At 35.4% G+C, this 20,645-nt stretch carries 12 protein-coding genes and 2 pseudogenes; 11 read left to right on the plus strand and 3 right to left on the minus strand.

All coding sequences use genetic code 11. The annotated features are described in order from the left end of the window. Positions 1-226: 226 nt before the first annotated feature. The 3 genes and pseudogenes from IPI65_15355 to msrA form a co-directional block, all read right to left on the minus strand. Positions 227-502, minus strand: coding sequence for a hypothetical protein (locus IPI65_15355; protein MBK7442851.1), 276 nt, complete (start codon positions 500-502; stop codon positions 227-229). Positions 503-1,314: 812 nt separating this feature from the next. Further along, positions 1,315-1,599: a hypothetical protein gene (locus tag IPI65_15360; GenBank protein MBK7442852.1), complete on the minus strand. Its 285-nt coding sequence runs from the start codon at positions 1,597-1,599 to the stop codon at positions 1,315-1,317. A 1,676-nt stretch (positions 1,600-3,275) separates the two neighbouring features. After that, a pseudogene (msrA, locus tag IPI65_15365) lies at positions 3,276-3,825 on the minus strand (peptide-methionine (S)-S-oxide reductase MsrA). A 2,541-nt stretch (positions 3,826-6,366) separates the two neighbouring features. Here msrA and IPI65_15370 point away from each other — a divergent pair. The 11 genes and pseudogenes from IPI65_15370 (at position 6,367) to IPI65_15420 (ending at position 20,510) form a co-directional block, all read left to right on the plus strand. After that, the gene (locus IPI65_15370) at positions 6,367-6,861 is read left to right on the plus strand and encodes a hypothetical protein (GenBank protein MBK7442853.1); all 495 of its coding nucleotides are present in this window, start codon (positions 6,367-6,369) and stop codon (positions 6,859-6,861) included. Between the two features lie 404 nt (positions 6,862-7,265). Beyond that, a pseudogene (cphA, locus tag IPI65_15375) lies at positions 7,266-9,758 on the plus strand (cyanophycin synthetase). Between the two features lie 21 nt (positions 9,759-9,779). Next, positions 9,780-10,949, plus strand: coding sequence for an AAA family ATPase (locus tag IPI65_15380; GenBank protein ID MBK7442854.1), 1,170 nt, complete (start codon positions 9,780-9,782; stop codon positions 10,947-10,949). A gap of 7 nt (positions 10,950-10,956) precedes the next feature. Beyond that, complete coding sequence (locus IPI65_15385; GenBank protein MBK7442855.1) at positions 10,957-11,979, plus strand: hypothetical protein; 1,023 nt, start codon at positions 10,957-10,959, stop codon at positions 11,977-11,979. 1 nt (position 11,980) lies between these two features. Continuing rightward, positions 11,981-13,576 carry a DUF262 domain-containing protein gene (locus IPI65_15390; protein ID MBK7442856.1) on the plus strand — a complete coding sequence of 532 codons (1,596 nt, stop codon included), beginning with the start codon at positions 11,981-11,983 and terminating at the stop codon, positions 13,574-13,576. A gap of 484 nt (positions 13,577-14,060) precedes the next feature. After that, complete coding sequence (locus IPI65_15395; protein ID MBK7442857.1) at positions 14,061-16,316, plus strand: hypothetical protein; 2,256 nt, start codon at positions 14,061-14,063, stop codon at positions 16,314-16,316. A gap of 406 nt (positions 16,317-16,722) precedes the next feature. Beyond that, a complete protein-coding gene (locus tag IPI65_15400) occupies positions 16,723-17,577 on the plus strand; it encodes a hypothetical protein (protein ID MBK7442858.1) in 855 nt (284 codons plus the stop codon). 66 nt (positions 17,578-17,643) lie between these two features. Then, the gene (gene xseA / locus IPI65_15405; protein MBK7442859.1) at positions 17,644-19,065 is read left to right on the plus strand and encodes an exodeoxyribonuclease VII large subunit; all 1,422 of its coding nucleotides are present in this window, start codon (positions 17,644-17,646) and stop codon (positions 19,063-19,065) included. Next, complete coding sequence (gene xseB / locus IPI65_15410; GenBank protein MBK7442860.1) at positions 19,046-19,255, plus strand: exodeoxyribonuclease VII small subunit; 210 nt, start codon at positions 19,046-19,048, stop codon at positions 19,253-19,255. The genes xseA and xseB overlap by 20 nt, the downstream gene beginning before the upstream one ends. A gap of 69 nt (positions 19,256-19,324) precedes the next feature. Next, the gene (locus IPI65_15415) at positions 19,325-20,263 is read left to right on the plus strand and encodes a hypothetical protein (protein MBK7442861.1); all 939 of its coding nucleotides are present in this window, start codon (positions 19,325-19,327) and stop codon (positions 20,261-20,263) included. A gap of 19 nt (positions 20,264-20,282) precedes the next feature. Beyond that, positions 20,283-20,510, plus strand: coding sequence for a T9SS type A sorting domain-containing protein (locus tag IPI65_15420; protein MBK7442862.1), 228 nt, complete (start codon positions 20,283-20,285; stop codon positions 20,508-20,510). The last annotated feature ends 135 nt before the right edge of the window (positions 20,511-20,645 follow it).

Here is a 20,645-nt window from a genome sequence, read left to right on the forward strand (position 1 = left end):
TTAACATGCCTTGCGATTTTATTACCATTCATCGCGCACTTTAAAGTCGAATGTAATAGATGAAAAACAAGTAACCGGTGTTGTTCCTTTGTCGGTTGCATCTATGGTAATACGATATTTTCCCGGAGGCACTTTCACTCGTGCACATTTTTAAAATGGTCAGGCAATAATAATTGAACTTTTCATTACCGCAGGATTTATCTGCATAGGTTAATTTTATGACCATCTAAACTGGTAATCGTTTTAATATCGGCTTTTGATGATTCATCAAATACTTTTTGCTACTCTGATTACCATTGCAAATACGCAGTTCATTTGAAGGTTGCGTAATTTCAAATTCGATATATTCTATTATTTCCTGGACCGGCAATACCTTCGCACCAGCATGTTTGACGCGCAAGATTTTCGCGTCCGTCGTAAAGCATTCTCGCTCATAAATATGGTCAGAAATATCAACCGCATAAATCGGATTGCCTGATTCTTTAAGGTAATTCCCGCACATTGTTTTTACAATTCGCTTTTATAAAATCGTAATAAGAAAGTGCGTATTGTAATCGGTATACTTAGGCGCATTATTTAATGCATCAATACCGGTAATCTGTAATTTTGTTTGATAAGGATGTAATGAATCGGAATAGGCGATCTATTGGCGTATTATAAAATAAGCGTTTAGGTACGCTTCAGTATCGGTTTTAAGCCAGCGATGACGCAGTAACACTTTTATTCTAACCGGAATTATCGCCTGGTCGTTTACCAATGAACCTGAATTGCTATGCTGTCTGATTTGCAAAATGGAAAAATCCGATTTTATCTCTTGATTCAAACATAATAACGTCAAATACCAATACCTGAGCTCTGTCGCCACTAACATAGGTTTTAAATTCGCTCTATTTTTGATGGCAACACAGGCGTTTCATTAAATAAATCGTGTTGAATATAAAAACTATTTAAACGACCTGACCAGTTTTTTTCTTATAATTCTAGTCTCATAGGTTGTATATGTTTCAGTTCTGTCAATACCGGGCATTAGCTGTTGGAATGGTAAGGAAAGTAAGAATATTCGTTTCTTCATCGGTGTAAAATTTATTTCAATGATGAAAGTAATTTCCATTGAAAGCACTTCAGTATTTTTTTGTAAATACAAAAGGCGTAGCATCTAAAAATTTCAATTCGCATAAAAACCCTTTAATATTGATGCGGGTGTGAGTGCGTGAAACATATCTACATAAATACCCATTTGTTTGAGGTTATCCATGCTGATATATTTACGAACAAATAAACGTTGCTGGAAATTTTTACGAATTTGCCTACGTATCAACCGCATCGATCCTGAACAGTAAAAATGTCGCTAAAGGTTGAAACCGTTGCCAAATCATCTAATACTTTGGGACGCTTGCCATAACCAAATTCATTAAAATAAATTTTTAATGGCATAACTCGTTGTAACGGTAGCAAAATTGGAAGTGGCATTTTTTTAAATTCATACACCACATCATATTTTACATCGTTGTCAAATTCGGGAACCTGTATCAATTCGTTTTGCAATACCACACCAAAGTTTGAAGTTTCAGGGTGGAGGTTACCTGTTGCTACCGACAAACCATTAAATCCGGTTTAAAAAAACGGAAACGCTTACGAGGCATAACAGAATTGCATAAATCTTTTTATTCATAGCTGCTGTTGTTTTTGATGCTGCTTAATTATTTGCGAAAGTAAAATCTTCACATCGGTGGAACAAAGGAATAAAATCCAAAATTTCACCTAAGTCACTAACTTTAATTTTTCCGAACATAACGGCCATCTGGGGATTGGTTCTTCCCATTCTGTGTCCTCATAAGGCCCCGTCTTTGGTTGTCACTATACACTTCGGAGTGTCATGAAAACCTTCCTCAATGTTAAGGGTTCCGTTAGCAATTTTTACGGTGAATTGTCCACCCCGCTCCTCGGATATGTCTAAATGGAAAACAGTTTCGTAACCCTCATCAGCCCTTCCGGGCCTGAAACGCGGGTTTAGTGACAGCACAATTTCGCGTGCTGAGATTGGTTTTTGCATGTTCGGTTAATATTGCCGCTAAGATAAAATAATGTAGCTTTATTTTTACGCTGCACTATAACAATCATCATGCCCGGAACAGGTAACAAAATGCAGAATCGACAAGTGGTTATGGGCTGTAAGGCTTTATAAAACCAGAAATATTGCTGCTGAAGCTGTTGAACCAGTAAGGAAAATAAATGGCGACAGCGTGAAACCCGCGTTTGAAGTGTATCCGCCTTATTATTACTATTCTTCTAAGGGTGTGGTGCGGTATCAGTTTAAGGCATTTGGCGTTATCGAAAACGCGTTAGCGCTCCAATTTCGAAAACTTATTGTGAGGATGTCACACCTGAGGAAGAAAAATGAAACTCACGCATCTGGAATCGGCGCCGACAGCCTTTGGGGATAAAGGAACCGGTCGCCCGACAAAAAAGAGCGTCGCGACCTGGATGAGTGGATGATGGATGAATAATTTGCTAATAATCAGCTAACAAATTCACTATGAAAACATTTTTGATTTCCCTTTAATTTGTTGTTTTGCCACCACCGTTTCGGCTCAGGCCGCTATTATGTTGGCGGAAGGTATGTGATGCCGCACGGTGTTGCACTTATCGACCCTGTTCCTGGTTTTGGCGCTGCTAGCAGGATTTGCCAACCATTTAGAAGTTCCTGATGCATTCCAGTTATTGTATCGGGGTGAGGCTAACACCCTGGCTGCCTCCTATAATTTTTTTCGACTATATGAACCCGCAGAAAGCCTCCCAATTCTGCAACTATTCCGATGGTATTCGTTTTCTGCAGGATTTAGTCCGCCTGGATTGTTGGTGAGGATATCAGCGCGGTGTTCGGTGGCATTGAAGCCGCATATGTGGCTTTGGCTACAGGTCCGATTTCAGATGCGTATTTTTTATCCCGACACCTACACATTGGAAGGTAATTCATCAAGTGTAAATATGTTCGATTACGAAGATCATCTTAACGGCTCGTTCAATTACGGGCTAAACCTGGGTGTAAACGGTTTAGGCGCTTTTAGCATTGTAGCGAAGCCGAGTACCTGTAGGTTGGAAATACCTCATCAAAATATACCGCCAGCGAAAAAGAGGCGTTCTCACAACACCGTATCCCTGGATATTGCTTTTTATCCTTTTTATGATTGATGGAATCATTATAGTTTTGGTATAAAAACCACTTCAATTGCATAATTCGCAACTAAAGTGGTCGGCTATAAAATATTTAGCAATTAATTACCGCGCATCCTTATATTCCGTTTTACTAATTCCGGGAACAACTTTTCAAATTTTTCCACTTTTTAGCCACTACGTAAACGCAATATGGCTGATCAGGGTTTTTAGCGAAGTAATCCTGATGATAGGTCTCAGCCGCCAAAACACGCTTTTAACGGAGCTAACTCTGGGTCAATTTTATCGCTGTAATACCCACTGGCATCAAGTTTTGTGATATAAGCCTCTGTTGCAGCCTTTTGTTCATCTGAAGCATAGAACACTACCGAACGGTATTGAATGCCTGCATCCGCGCCTTTGACGGTTCAGGGTGGTTGGATCATGGGTTTTCGCGTGAATGTCGAGCAGGGCTTCATAACCGCACAATTTTAGGTCGTACACACCCGAACACATTCGGCATGTCCGTAGTATCGGTGCAATTTCCCGTGCCGGTTGGATTTTCCATCTTGCCCCACTATAACCGCTTTGAACGGACATCACGCCGATGCTTTCTTCAAAAACGGCTTCTGTGCACCAGAAACAGCCGCCGCCAAAAGTGGCTTTTCCCATCCATTTTGCCGCTGGATTTCAAGCATCTAAGTATGTTTTCTCATAGCTAATATTTCTTTTGATCTTTTTGTCAACCTTCAGTTCAGGTCTTTACATTTTTAGCAGAACATCCTACAATGGTAATTATATGGTAACCAATAATGCTGCTGTAATAATATTTGTCTCCTCATTATGTTCTTATTTAATAAATCACATACGCAAACATAACACAAACAGCTGTGTCTGCTAAAGTTTCAAACTTAACAATGTTTTAACACCGCTTGCAAAATTCGTTTGAAAAGGAATAATAGCCAAAGTTGTGCATTTTACGTGTGTTGCACCGTTCCAATATTTTCTATATTTGCGTTATGCATCCAATCAAAATTGCTGTTCATGGTGGTGCGGGGCGCTCAAGCGCTTAATGACACCTGAAATAGAAAAGCGCCTGTCATCTCGCATTAAAAATGCATTGATGCCGGATATCAGTTGACGCAACAGTAGGTGGAAACGAAGTTGATGCTGTTGAATCCGTAATTAAAGTACTTGAAGATTTCGAAACTATTTAATGCGGTAAAGGCGCCGTATTTATACATGAAGGCAACACGAAATGGATGCCAGCATCATGGATGGTAAAACAAACGCAGCGGTGCTGTTGCAGCGGTAACAATATTAAAATCCGACATCGCTGCAAAAGCAGTTTTATTACGTTCAGAACATGTTTTATTATTGGGTGCAGGTGGAGAAGTGTTTTACTAAAGAACAACAAATCCTTGAAAACGATGCATATTTTTCACTCAATTTCGTTTTGATCAATTACAAAAAGCAAAACAACGTGATATTATTGTTTTAGATCATGTTGATGATAAAAATTCGAACTGTAGGTTGGTTGCTAATGGATGCAAATGGAAATCTTGCTGGGGGAACATCAACCGGGTAGTATGACAACAATCGTTTGGCCGTGGGGGACTCTCCCATTATCGGTCGGGCAACTTTGCAATAATGCAACTTGCGCAGTGAGTTGCAACTAGACATGGTGAATTTTTTATTGAAATGTCGTTGTTACGATATTGCTCTTGTCTGCTGAAATACAAAGGATTTTCTTTAAATGAAGCATGTGAATTAGTATCATCACAAATTAAAACCAATTGACGCAGAAGGCGGTTTAATTGCAATTGATCATAATGGTACATTGGCATTACCATTTAATACCAAAGTGGATGTATCGCGGATACCAAAAAAAGGTGATGATGATATTTTTACGGGAATTTATTGAAGCAATTTAACGCTGCGCCTGCAAGGCCATTTTCCTCATTTTTAAATCGTATTGGATACGCGCTCAGCAAATGAAATATCATGTGTTCGATATTTAATCCGGAGTATTCTTTATTGTCGAGTGAATTATAACGTGCAATTCTTGTCCATCAATAATAACCAATACTTTCCACTGCCGATAATTTCAAGATAACGTTCTTCTTAATAATTACGCCTGCATTCTTTACTAATGCCGATGCCGGTTAATTCTTGGATATTCTGCAACGACAACCATTAATCTTCTCCAGAGACCGCGATTTACAAATGTGAATCGATAATTGCATTATTTATAAAACCCAATCCCGACATCATCATTGCTTCACGACGGTTTACTGCTTCCACTGCGTGCCACCATTTATCATTTTTCCACTTTGTTATTGCACCCGCACTGGTTCCGCATTACAAAATCTTTTTTTGCCTGATAACGATCACGTAAAATATCTATCGCCTGAGTGTCTAAAATACCTCACTTAATTTTTCCCTGATTACCACCTACAGCTGAACATTAATCCGTCGCATTTTTTTTAATCGCGCAAGAATATCTTTTTGTTTGCATCATTTTTTAGTTTTGATGCATGATACCTAACGAATGAATTCCGATATGTTCAAAAGTAGCTTTGTATTCTTTGCAATTTCGTCTTGAATTCCGCTTGCAGTTGTCAACAATTCCAATCGCGTATCGCGACCCCTTCATTTCTTTAACGATGTTGTCGAAACATCCAATTTATCCCGAGATTCGGTATTCCGTTCCTCAGACCCCCTACCGCAATATGCGTTCCTTTAGGTGTCATAATAATAATTGAGTGAAGCAAATATAAATACACGGAACGCGGATGACGCGGATAGAACTGATTTTGTGGGATTATTTATTAAAAACCTAGTTACACTAGCATTTTGCGTGGGATAAAAACAAATATCCTGTTTGAGCCTTACTGAGGTCAATTCGTTTAAATTACGCCTTTATTACGATAAATTCCCTTTCATTTGTCCCTATCGATTCGTAAATCCTGCATGTAAGGACGCATTCAATTCGTCCCTACATACAGGATTTACTCATTTTCTATTAAAATAAAATCAATTCTCCCAATAAAATCAACAACAAAACAACCACATCCCACCAAAAATAAGCGGTCTGCCGCAGCGAATTCATCGTTCCTTTCAACATCAAGAAAAAAATGTTATTTATCGAAGTTTTACCACAAAGAACCGAAGGCCGCTAAGTAACGCTAAGAAAAAAATGTTTAGATTTTTGTGTTTAAAGAATTCCACAGCGACCCACCCCGCCGTGTTCCGCGCCTGCCGGTTGGCAAGTTTCAAAAAAATCCGTCCCCATCCCTTTCCGCTTTAGCGGCCCATCCCACCATCCACCCCAAAAAAAAATCCGTCCCATATCCGTTCAATCCGTTTAACCTGTGTTCCTTTTTAAAACATATCCCTAAAAATCATAATTTGTCCACCCCATCCGTAAATCCGCTATGTAAGGGCGGATGCATTCCCCTACATACCGGATTTACTACCTTTTTCGAAAAAATTAAAAACTCCTCCCCATCAAAAAAATCACACCAAATCACACCCACCCTCCAAAAATCCCTTCCCATCCCTTTCCGCTTTAGCGGCCCATCCATCCATTCCCCCAAAAAAAATCGTCCCACATCCGTTCAATCCGTTCAACCTGTGTTGCCTTTAACCACACCATCCAAAAAAATCAGCGAGTATCATCAAACATCAAATAAAAAATCAGCTTAATCCGCATAAATCAGCGACCCGCCCCGCCGGGTTCAGCGTTCCCTTTTCACATCACCCAACCACACCATCAAAAAAAAAACGCGAGTATCACCATCCATCAAATAAAAATCAGCTCAAAATCACTTCAAATCAGCGACCCGCCCCGCCGGTTCCGCGTTCCTTTACCACACCTACCAAAAAATCCGCCTCTATCCGTCCAACCCGTCCAATCCGTGTTCCTTTAACCCAAATTTCCTTATTTTTAGCGCAAAGAACATCGAAAAAATGAAAATCCTATCTACCGCAGTGATGAAGGGCCCGAACTACTGGAGTATTCGCGAGCAGTTAACCGTAATGAAACTTGACGAGGAAATGAAGCCATGCCTACGAACAAGATTCCGAATTTTCCGTGAGAATTTAGAAAAATGATTCCTTCCCTATATGAACATCGCTGCAGTGAAGATCATGCAGGAGGATTTTTCAAACGCGTGGAAGAAGGCACCTGGATGGGTCATGTTATTGAACACGTAGCACTCGAATTACAAACCCTCGCCGGACTTTGATACCGGATTTGGAAGAACACGCAGCACAAAAACACCGGTGTTTATAATGTTGTTTATTCCTATCTCGAAGAAAAACCGGTTTATATGCAGGTCAGGTAGCCGTGGAATTTTGTCAAGCCCTGGCAAGCGGAGCCGATTATGATATCACCCCGCACATTCAGCGCATGAAAGAAATTCGTGAGCAGGAACGTTTAGGGCCATCAACAGGAAGTATAGTTGAAGAAGCTATTAAACGTGATATTCCTTACATCCGATTAAATCGCCGTTCACTGGCACTAGGCTGGGGAATAAATCAGCGTAGAATTCAGGCAACCATTGCAAGCACCACTTCAAATATTGCAGTAGAAATTGCCTGCGATAAAGAAGAAACAAAAAAATTTATTAGGTCAGTTAAATATTCCGACACCGCGTGGTGGTTCTGCTTATGATAATGATGATCTTGGAAACAATTGTTCGCAGAATTGGATATCCAATTGTAATAAAACCAATTGATGGCAATCACGGTCGTGGTTCAACAATGAATATTAAAAATTGGGATGAAGCAGTTGCCGCATTAAAAAAGCAAAAGAAATTTCACGCTGGAGTATCGTTGAACGATATGTGGAAGGATATGATTTCAGATTACTGGTTGTAAATTATAAATTCGTTTCTGCAGCATTGAGAAAACCGGCTGCGGTAATGGGTGATGGACAACATACCATTAAAGAATTAATTGATCATGTAAATAGTGATCCACGTCGTGAGTATAGACATGAAAAATGTGTTGACATCAATTAAATTAGATGACCATACATTACGTTTATTAGAAAATTAGGTATGGATGAAAATTCCGTTCCTCGAGATGGTGAAGAAATATTTTTAAAATCAACCGCAAATTTATCTACGGTGGCACTGCAACAGATGTGACTGATTATATTCATCCATATAATATTTTCACTGCAGAAAGAATTGCGCGTGTAATCGGATTAGATATTTGTGGTATTGATATTATGAGTAAAGACCTTTCAGTTCCTATGACCGAAAATGGTGGCGTGGTGCTGGAAGTAAATGCTGCTCGGTTTCCGCATGCATCTTGCACCAAGCGAAGGCATTGGCCGCAACGTTGCTGAACCGGGTTGTAGACATGTTATTTCCTGCAGGTTCTAAAGGCAGAATTCCTATTGTTGCTGTTACCGGAACAAATGGTAAAACAACTACAACGCGATTAAATGCACATATTGCAAAACAATGGGATATAAAGTTGGATTTACTACCAGCGATGGTATTTATATCCAAAATAGAATGATGGAAAAAGGTGATTGCACCGGACCTGTTTCTGCGAAATTTGTGTTGATGGATCCAACTATTGATTATGCAGTTTTAGAATGCGCACGAGGTGGATTATTAAAAGCAGGTTTGGCTTTTGATAAATGTGATATTTCTATTGTTACTAATGTAACTGCTGATCATATCGGATTAAAAGATATTGATACCGTAGATGAAATGGCGAAAGTAAAATCGGTAGTTCCTGAAACAACACGTAAAGAAGGATATGCAATTTTAAATGCCGATGATGATTTAGTATTTGATATGCGCAAAAATCTGGAATGTAATTTAGTGTTGTTTAGTATGGATGAAAATAATCCGCGCATAAAAGCACATTGCGAACGCGGTGGTGTAGCTACGGTATTGGAAGATGGTTGGGTAAGTATTATTAAAGGCACATGGAAAATACGCGAAAAAGTGGTAAATATTCCGCTCACTTTAGGTGGTAAAGCTGCGTTTATGATTCAAAATATTTTACCATGTGTTGCAGCAGCGTTTGTACAGAATTTTAAAATTGAAGATTTAAAACTTGCATTAAATACATTTATCCCATCGCCTACCATGACACCGGGAAGAATGAATGTATTTAAATTTAAACACTTTGAAATGCTGGTAGATTTTGCACATAATCCTGACGGCTTCCAGGCAATCAGTAATTATTTGGCAAAAGTAGAAATGCATCCAAAGGTAGGTGTAATAGCCGCAGCCGGCGATCGTCGCGATGAAGACATTCGCGAATTAGGACGTATTGCAGGTCGCACATTTGATGAAATAATTATTCGTCAGGACAAAAACCTGCGCGGTCGCACCGATGAAGAAATTATGAATTTATTGAAAGAAGGAATTTTCGAAATGAATCCCAACATGCCGGTAATATGTATCAACCCTGAAGCCGATTCGATTAAATATTGTATCGAAAACGCAAAAAAAGGTTCACATATCACAGTATGTTCCGATGTAATTGCAGAGGCACTCGATTTAATTATGCAATACAAAGAGCGCGACGATCAATTTGAGTTTCATCGGGAGGAGATTCCGAATGTGCATTGATGAAATTAAATATTTAATAAAATGAAATTAACTAAAATTGAATTCGAAAATTATAAATCATTTAAAGAAAACCAAATTTTAAATTTAAAACCTATTACTATATTAATAGGTAAAAATAATTCTGGTAAAAGTTCAATAATAAAATTATTAACTTTAATAAACGATAGCTTGAATTCGGAAATTGAAGAGCCTATTCTCTTAGATAACTTAAATTCAAATTTAGGTGGCGAATTTCAGGATTTGCTACATAAAAATCAACCTTTAAGTGAACTAAAAATAAAATTAGTATTTGAAAATGACATTTCAATAAATATTAATTTAGTATTTAATAGCGAAACTTCAAATATAATAATTTCTAGATGGGAATATTTAAATAACGATATTAATATCGAAATAAATTACCACCCACAAAATAAATATATTGATAAAGCCGGCAATGGTTATTACTTTAAAGGTTTTATTCCTTTTAATTCAAATACCAATAAAGCTGTTATAGAAAAAATAATTCTAAAGCTAGATTATATAGGACCATATAGGCAACTCCCGAAAAGAGCATACTTTTTAACAGGCCAGCAAAATTTTGAAATACTAGGTTCAAAGGGCCAAAACGCTTACCCTTTGCTGAGTCAAAGTTATCTAAATAAAACAAATTTAATATTAGAAACCTCGCAATGGTTCTATAAAAATCTTGGCAATTGGAATATAAAAATAAATGAAATATCAAGAATGCACCATAGTATAACCCTAACAAATGAACAAACTAGTACTAATATAGTAGATTCAGGGCAGGGAATAAGTCAAGTTTTACCATTAGTTGTAAGGGCATTCCTACCAACAACAGACAACATTATAATAATGGAACAACCTGAATTACATCTTCACCCTGGTGCACATGCTAATTTGGCTGAATTATTTGTAGAAAATGCACTTTTAAGAAACCAAACTTATATAGTAGAAACTCATTCTGAATTATTTATTTTAAGGTTACAAAAATTAATTGCAGAGTCGAAATATGGGTTACTCCCTGAAGATGTTGTTATCTATTGGGTTGACAATGAAAGTCCTGGTGTTAGTGATATTAACGAAATTTCAATAAATAAAAAAGCACAATTTTCTGATTGGCCTCCTGGTGTTTTTGAAGAAAATATAGTTGAAATTTCCGAAATTAATAAAATACTAATCAAAAAATAGAAAAAAATTGATAATCGTTATTAATCCCGGTATTTTTGAAACAGATGATCCAAAGTTGTTGCATTCACTTTCAAAATTAATAAAAATTGCAATAGATAACAAAGCACTTTGGGACATCAACAATTGTTTTGATAAATTATATCAAAACGAAAAACCAATGCTACCCCATAAATTGATGTATTATTTTTCAGAGTATGATAGTGAAAATTTTGATCGTTACATAAAAACACTAATACAAAAATCTTTTCATATAACAACGCAACAAACATTTTATTTAAGAACTTTAAAAATAGGATCAAACCAAGATGAAATAACACCTGAATTAGCTATAAAAATTATTTTATCACCAACGAAAATAATACTTGAAAATGCAACTAATGATTGGAATTTTATTACTTCGATAATAGTCAAATATAAAAATGACAAATCTAAAAAACAAGTATTTAATTTATTACACGAAGCGTTAATTAATGGCAAATTAGAGCCAGAAAACGCCGGTGGTAAATCACAAATTATTGCGCGATTCGATCAATTAAAGAACACAACATACAATGAAATCCATCAATATAAATTATTTTGTTTATTTGATAGTGATAAACCGGATCAAAACACTATTCCACCTGAATCTAAAATAATATTAAATTCATTTATAGGTAACAAACCTCGCTCAATAGATGACATAATAAACGCAATAAATATCAATGAAACTTTTCATATGTTCTATAAAAGAGAACTTGAAAATTATATGCCGCAAGAAATTATTACTAACTTTTACTCACTCAAAGACGAAGGATTTAATAATTTAACAAATCAAGAATACGACTTCATAGATCTAGAAGCATTATTAAAACCAGTAAAAATAAACAGTTTTAAAAATACTTTTTCAAAATTGTTCATGGAAAATTTCAATAAAGAACTTTTAGAATCCAGATGCAACCACCACTTGATTCAATCAAATTTACCGAACGATACTTTGGAAGAAATTAGCGAAATAAAAGTTATCTTACAAAAACTAGCCAAATTTATTTAAGATGGAAAATAAAATTTTAGTTAAGCCCGATAAGTCACGTTTAACAACATTGATTGAAACAATTAAAAATGGTGAAATTCAAGTTCCAGTTTTCCAAAGAGATTTTGTTTGGAAACCAGAGCAAATAAAAGATTTATTTGATAGCATATTAAAGGGCTATCCAATTGGAAGCTTGTTGCTATGGAATCCCGATGTTAAATTTAAAATAAAGACACAAATTGGTCCGTATAAAATAAAATCAAATCCCAAAAATTTATACTATGTATTGGATGGGTATCAAAGGATAACAAGTTTATTTAGCTCCCTGGTTAACCCAAAAGATGTGCCTGGTGAAGTAAGTGTGAAAGAAGTTTTAAAATACACAATCCTGTTTAACGCCAAAGAAAATGAATTTACTATAAATCAAAACAATAAAGACAATTATTACATACAACCATTTCAACTAATCAATACTTTTGAATACTTAAATCTAGTAACAAAAATTAATAGTGATGCTAATTTAGATTTAACAACCAAAAACAAAATAATATCAAATCTAAATAATCTAAGCAAGGTTCTATATGAGTACGAAGTCCCATATATTGAAATTAAAGGAGGCGACATTAGAAGTGCTGTTGAAATTTTTTCTAGAATCAATAGCACTGGCACTGAAATATCACAGGATTTTATGCTTTCTGCATTAGCATATAATGAAAAATCTGGTTTTCTATTAAGCAATGAAATAACAAAATTCATAGAGGATCTTGACAAATACAATTTCCATAATTTAAAACGTGATACTGTATTAAATTGCATAGCAAGTGCAACCAATAAAATATATTTTGATGTCAAAATTGAAGAACTGTTAAAGCTAGAAATTCAAGAAGTAGTTGCTGAAACTTTTAAAAATATTAATATCGCAATAGAATTTTTGTATAAACACTTAAAAATTATAGATTACAAATTTTTACCATATCCAACTCAATTAATTTTCATTACCGAATTCTTCAAAATTAACCAACACCCTAGTCAAACCGATTTGCAGAATTTAGAATCTTGGTTCTGGATAACTTCCTACTCAAACTATTTTACCACATATTCATTAAGTCAACAGCGTTTATCATTTATAATTTTTAAAGATTTTGCAAAAGGTTTGCATCCTACCGGAATTTACAAAGCCACTCCTGATTATAAATTTACTGCCTTGGAATTTCCGAATAAAATTAATTTAAATAGTGTAAGGACTAAAACTCTTATTCTTTTCATATTAAACCAAACATACCCCTTTATTTTAGACGATGAAAATAAATATATTTATAATGAAAAAACAATTAGTGGAAAAAAGGATCGCCGTCCAGGTAATATTCTACTAACACTTAAAAACGATTCCTTAGAGATTGCAAAATTTGATTTAATTGATTATTTAAGCGAAGATGTTTTTTCTAAAGTTGTAAAATTTTCCTTCCCAAACAATTACAATAAAGAAGATACAGGGCACATGTTGGAAGAGTTTATTTCTGATCGAAATAATACTATAAGTGACCTAGAATCTCTATTTATTAAAAGCTTCGAAGATTTGGCACTAACCTACAACATATCTTTCAGAGATGAATATTAATTAGATTAGTATACAACTTTTTTTTCGCAGGGTTGTGCCGGAATAAATATTTTTTATTGAGGCTAGAACACTGCGTGGACAGTAGATTAATGCGAAGCATACCCCAAATGCATCATTCAAATGGTTGATGTGTATTGATGTAAATGTTAAAAATTAATGTGAAGTGTCAATCAGAAATTAAACCTCTTCATTATCAATAACATATGTAGAAATACTTGAAAATTTCAACATTTTACTTGTAAATAAATATATAATTCCCTAGCTTTAAATAGAATATCGGGTCTCCGAAAGAACCCGTATGCAAAAACAGAAGAAGAGAAAATTGTAAATGGTTCCAGTTGGTCGTCCGATGCAGCGCATCGTGTCCGTTCTGCCCTGATTGCAAAAGTCCTTCAAATTGTACGGTATTCAGAGATGAATACGTTTAAACTGCATTACATGTTCCACCCACTCCGAAAGGAGTGGGTTTTTAAACCTTAAAACTATGGCCAATCACGCCGGATTTGGAGGAGTGCTTACAATCAGCACCACATTTGCGCAGCAAATTTTGCATGCTTATTACAGTAGCGATAATGTTACGCCAATATTACAGTCTGAAAGCCCGCTTAAATTATTAGCCAAAACAGATAATAACAATATCCCCTTGCCTGATCGGTATTTGTCGTACGACTTATTTATGGCAGAACCCATCCTTGATTTTACACCTAGAGAGGATGATAAAATATCCATTTTTATTCGGTTGAGCGGAACCTTAACTTTTTCGACAGACCCCGAATCCGCTTTACCAACAATTGATAGTAATGTTCAAATAGATTTTACCATTCCGGCTAATGTGCGCACATTTGATAATGGCGAACAAATTTCATTTGGCATTAAATTCGACAGCTGCTTTATTGAAACTTACCAGGCCAAAGTTTTTAATGGTACAGATCCGAAAACTGATTATTTATTTGATGTAAATGTCGATTTAAAAAGTTTTATTCAATTGGCAATCTTTGGATTAGATACATCTACTTGGCGCATTACGCCACCGGGCTTTGATGAAATAAAATCGCTGGGATTAAGTGTCTCGGAATTTCCGGAAATTAAATTGTTTGATGTTGCATTAACAATTGCCATTGATGTTGTAGGTGAAACCAGCGGTAATCAGGATTTTTTGATTGACCTGCTGAACAGTTCACTAGAAAAAGGATATATCACCACTTTTAGTGATACTATTCATCAATTTGATGATGAATATGGTGAACCTATTTACGATACCGGCTTCACGGCAACAACAAAACGACAAGCAGGACCACATAATTTATGTCAAATAGCATTTTCAGTAAATGGTACAATTATCAATATGTTATATGAAGGTGTATGGCGACAATTGATATTGGATGCATTTGAAGCGCAAAAGGCACAAGAAATTGCTGACGCGCTTGCAGAGGCTTTGGAAAAAAATGAAGATTATGATGAACCTGATATTGCCAATATTGAAATTACAGATATCAACCTGTCGCTCGAGGACAGCCATATTTTTGTTTCGGGTGATGCAGATTATAGTGGCATTGGTGTTTCATTTAGCTTTAGTATTCGGGTGGTAAAAATAAATGTTGATGGTTCAACACAATTTGTTTATGATAATCAACATATGAATGGTATGCGTGGTGAAGTGTTTGATGTTGATATTAATTTACCTGGATGGGTGGTGTTTTTACAAGCATTAGTCGGTACATTGGGAATTGTATTAGCACCATTTACAGGTATGATCAGTGCACTTATTGCATTAATGCTTGAAGTTACCATCGGTGCAATTTTAACAAATGTAACAGAAAATGCTGAAGGTGATATCAAAAATGATATTATGAATCAACTTGCATCATTCAACAGCACATTTACTTTTACATTGCCAAATACGGAAAGCCCGGAAATCACTGTGCGGCCAAATGATATTGTAGTGAAAGCCAATGGCTTATCTACATGGTTTACCGCAACAGTTGATTATGGAAAATATACTGAACTCATTATTTCAGGTAATAATAATTCAACAATTTGGTCAGTACATAACCGCAATCCAATCGTAATAAAATTCAGTGCACCCGAGGGACTTTATCATCCGGATGATGAAATGGTAAAAATTCGCTGGACCGTTTTTGCAGAGCATACAGGAAATAAAATTATTGAAACGGATGAACCAATCAAAAGAAAATTATTATCTACACATATTCCAACCCATTGTAAAATTGACCACGCCAAAACGGAGTGGGATGCTTTTGAAAAATATATCGTTCGTTGTCGTGTTTACAGACCCTGGGGTGTAACTACACAAGAAATATATTACAAAGAAATTGTCATCACCATTGCAGATCGCCTGCATCGTGATCAACCTTATGTGCGTTGGGAAACAGCAGTTTTTTATAAAGGGTATACAGCTAAATTAAAAGATGAAAACCGACAACCTTTAGGATGGGTAAATGAAAAACGAAAATCACAAATACACAAAACCGACCCGGATGAACGCTGTCGATATGCAGATGGTTACACAACCAAACTGACAAAAGATGATTTAACATATTTGGACAATTTGCCGTTTGCTGAAGCTGATTTAAAATTACATCTAAATGAAATTTGCGAATTTTGCTTTTTTGGCGGACCTGATAAAGTAAATCCTAAACCTAAAATTCCAAAAGACGAAGCTCCGGGGAAAAAACCGCATGTGCCTGATCATTTTAAAAAGAAAAAGCCGTTTCATTGAGTTTATACTACGGATTTCTATAATTCTAAATTTATTGCAAAATCGGCAACCTCAAGTAATCCAATCACTTAAATAAGATGTGATTTTTCAATCAAAATGAGCAATTGTCCTATGGATGTAGGGACGAATTGCATGCGTCCTTACGTCCATAGGACAATTGCGACTGGGTAAGACAATTCCTATTTTAGTCGAATTGATCATTAAAATTAAATTACAATCCAACCAAGGTTGTAAAGTTGTGAACCCAGTGATGTCCGAGCAGGGTTCTTACACCTTAAAAAAATAAACAAACCGTAAAACCCTGCGATATTTAGAATACAAAAATTTGATGGATTAATTTATAGTAAAATTGTCCCCATGTTTTACAATTAATACTTTGCCTTTCCCGTTATTACAAAAACCCAAATTGAAATCATTTTTTATCCTGCTTGCATTTGCGTCGTTGGTGACAACTGTTTTTCTTAAAAAGGACAACCCAACGATTATCGCGCAGAACTCAGCCCGGTTTCCTGTTGTTCTTAATAAATATTTGCGCAATCCTGATACTATCCATTATTTTGAAAGCAATGATTTAATGAACTCATTGCCTATATACATGGGAAAGCACCGTATTAGCGACACTATTCTACTTCAAAAGCCTGAAGATTATTTCATTGAGGGAACTCCAAGAAACGATCTGATTAAAAGTGACAAAACTTATGATAGCCTTGATTTTAGTGGTTTAGAAATTGTTGCTGATTATGGAACAACTATTCCAATGAGGTATAGAAATAAAGTAATTGATAAGAGGAGCCAAATATATGCATACTTCCCTGTATATATTTTAAATAATAATGAAACAGAAAAGTATTTAAACTACGAATCAATTTATGCAAAAGGGCTCCAATTGAAAGATGCTCTTTTTTTTGAACCAATCGAATTTTTCGATGTTCAGGCGACTTGTTTTGACATGAATTATTTTATAAAATTATTACCGGGTGAGTTTGTTTTAGTATTATTTAAAAAATATCAGGGAGATACAAAAGGCCCTTTGCGCATCATGATAAAAAACTCAGGTAGTACATTGTATAGTGCGCCTTTTAATGCAAGTTATAATAAATCACAAATAAATTTTGGTGCAAATTATGAGAAAGTGATAAAACCAAATCCTAATACCTTGAGTAATATATATCGTTATTTCTTAGGCCGCATTCCACAAAAGTTTTTAATACCGAACTCACAATATCAGGTATCTCCTGAAATATTACACCACCAGTTTTAGCATTTCTCTTTTTTCCTGCACATTTTCCTTACCTTAGCAGGTCAACTTTGCAGCAACTTGTCCGAATTGCAACATATCAAACTATCCGAACTCATCCAAAAGGTGGAAGACACCTTGCGCAATACTTTTGGCAACGAGCAATACTGGATTATCGCAGAAATATCCGGGCATAAATTTTACGCCAACAACGACCGTCACTATTTTGAGTTTATTGAAAAATCGGAAACATCGAATGATCCGATTACAAAAATAAGGGGTGTTTCTTGGGTGTCGGGTTCGCAGCGGATTAAATTGTTTGAACAGGAAACGGGACAATTATTTACAAACGGCATTCAGGTTTTAGTGAAAGTGAAAATTGAGTTTCACAAAGTATATGGCATGCAATTAGTAATGCAGGATATTGACCCTTCATTTACCTTAGGCAATCTTGAATTACAACGAAGAGAAACATTACACAAATTAGCCGGTTTTCCGGATATTATTCAAAAAATAGGTGCCCACTATATCACCCGAAATAAAAAAATAAACATCCCTCCTGTTATTCAAAAAATTGCTATTATCGGTTCGCCAAATTCGGAGGGTTATATCGATTTTACACATACGGTTTCATCCAATCTATTTGGTTATAAATTTAGTATCGATATCTATCAGTCTACCGTGCAGGGTGGTGACGCAGAATTTGAACTGATCAATAAATTAATTGCCATTCACGAATCCGGTAAAGCATACGATTGTGTGGTAATTATTCGTGGTGGTGGTGCAAAATCAGATTTTTTGGTGTTCGATAAATTTAAACTATCATTGGCAATTGCGAAATTTCCTATTCCGGTAATTACAGGTATTGGTCATCACAACGATGTGAGTATTGTTGATATGATGGCACATACCAATACAAAAACGCCAACAAAAGCTGCGGAGTTTATTATTTCGCATAACAGACAATTTGAGGAAGAACTGCTCATCTTGCAAAAAGCAGTGGTGATAAAATCACAGCAGATGTTGAGTATTCAAATGCAGCGTATTCATATGGCGAATACCACAATTGTGAATCAGGCGAGGACATATATTAACTTTCACAAAGACAGTTTAACAGGTTTACATCAAATTATTACGAATAATACCAAGTCAATTTTATATGCGCTGCAAACCAACTTAGTGCACCTGCTCAACCAAATGTTATCTCAACCCAAAATAACCATAGCCAACAGGCAAAACGAACTGAACAATCAAATCTCCAATTTAAAAGTTTTTTCACAAAAATTTCTCGTAAATCAAAAGGGTTATGTAAATCATTATATATCTTTAATTAACCTGATGAAACCGGATAATATTTTGAAAAAAGGATTTGCAATTATTGCACAAAACGGGAAAATTATCAGCGATAGTGAAAATATTAAAAAGGGAGATGAATTAACCATCACCATGGAAAAACATATTATTTCAACAACTGTAAATACAAAAACTGACAATGAAGGAACTCACTTATGAAGCGGCTTATGCCGAATTAAAACAAATAGCTGCTGAAATTGAAAATGAATCAGTATCGGTGGATGTGCTTGCTGAAAAAGTAAAACGTGCTTCGGAATTGATTGCTTTTTGTCAAACCAAATTGCGCTCTACCGAGCAGGAGGTGAATAATATTATCAAACAAATGGAGACTAAAACTACACCGGGGTAAGCTATAATAATTGGTATATTTTTTCGTTTTGAAATTGAAGGCACTGAATAATTCATAAAAAATAATGTTATGATCCGCAACCAACTAATTATCATATTAAGTTTTGTTGGTTTTGTTATGCCGAAAATACATTTATTTGCACAAATTCCTGAAAGCACCATTATTGCATATTCTATTGATAGTAATACAATTGAAAGGTTCAGCCGATCTCCCTTAAAACGTGTTTATCTCACACCTTTATCTCCGGATATATCTACTGTTTTTAATAATTATTCCAACCCAACCAGCATCTGGCAATCGTTAGGCTTACCTATAAACAATAGCGATCTTTTTGTAGATCCAATACAAGATACAGGGCCACTATTAGGCGGATTGTCCTTAACCTATGCGCAAAATTATTTATTCAGTAAAGAAATTAAATGGTTCAATTTAGTTACACTTCAAATCGGATTAAATTATACCGGAAATAATTTACTTTATAGCTATACACATATTGAAAATGTTAAGCGCACTGACACACTTTATGTCGGCAGCAACGAATTAATCGGTTATATTGATTCTATCGGAAATAATTCAAAACAACTTAATTATTCGTTTCAACAAGCTGGTTTGGATATCAGTTTTTCTTACCCGGCCGGAATGGTGGAATTTATTGTAGGGAGTGCATTTAATGTACAATTTAATTGTATGTCAACATTAAACCAATATGAATATACAACCTATGCATTGAATACACCCGATTATTCCTATGCAGCAATTTTATCAATTGGTGACACTATAACAACTGCTACGAATCGACAAAATATAAACGGATTTCATATGTATCCTAATGCAGGTATACAACTTAATCCGACATTAAACGTTTTTGAAAACAATAACATTCAGCTCGTTGTTCCGATTCGTTTTATGTTGGGTTTTGACATTTATCAGATTCCGGAATATGGCTTTGTCCATGAATTTAACATGCGTTTCCGAGCCGGGATTGGTTTGCAGTTTATTAAAGAATAAATGTTGTAGGTTTTTCTAAATCAAAAATTTACAGGTATATCCAAATCCTGCTCATAATTATTTCACGATTCAAACAGCACAAACGACCAATAACAAAATCCAATTGTTTAACGCAAATAGAGTATTAATTAAATCACTTATTGTAAATAATACAATAAGTAACATTGATATTACAAATTTACCGGCCGGCATTTATTTATTGCGCACAGATGAAAATTTAAATTCAATTAAAATTATCTTTCAATAAATTAAGATTTTCTTACAAAAAAAGGCTGCCACAAATAAGTGACAGCCTTTTATTTTTTAGTTAGTAATAATTATTGCTTAACAAAATTCGCAGCAGTAACTACTCCACTCTGATTAATACTTACAATATATAAGC

The organism is Bacteroidota bacterium (assembly GCA_016706255.1).
Classification (GTDB): domain Bacteria; phylum Bacteroidota; class Bacteroidia; order Chitinophagales; family BACL12; genus UBA7236.

Coding starts and splice junctions, on each gene's coding strand:
- IPI65_15380 (MBK7442854.1), top strand. CDS start 9,780: ATGAAATTAACTAAAATTGAATTCGAAAATTATAAATCATTTAAAGAA.
- IPI65_15415 (MBK7442861.1), top strand. CDS start 19,325: ATGATCCGCAACCAACTAATTATCATATTAAGTTTTGTTGGTTTTGTT.
- IPI65_15390 (MBK7442856.1), top strand. CDS start 11,981: ATGGAAAATAAAATTTTAGTTAAGCCCGATAAGTCACGTTTAACAACA.
- IPI65_15395 (MBK7442857.1), top strand. CDS start 14,061: ATGGCCAATCACGCCGGATTTGGAGGAGTGCTTACAATCAGCACCACA.
- IPI65_15355 (MBK7442851.1), bottom strand. CDS start 502: ATGTGCGGGAATTACCTTAAAGAATCAGGCAATCCGATTTATGCGGTT.
- xseB (MBK7442860.1), top strand. CDS start 19,046: ATGAAGGAACTCACTTATGAAGCGGCTTATGCCGAATTAAAACAAATA.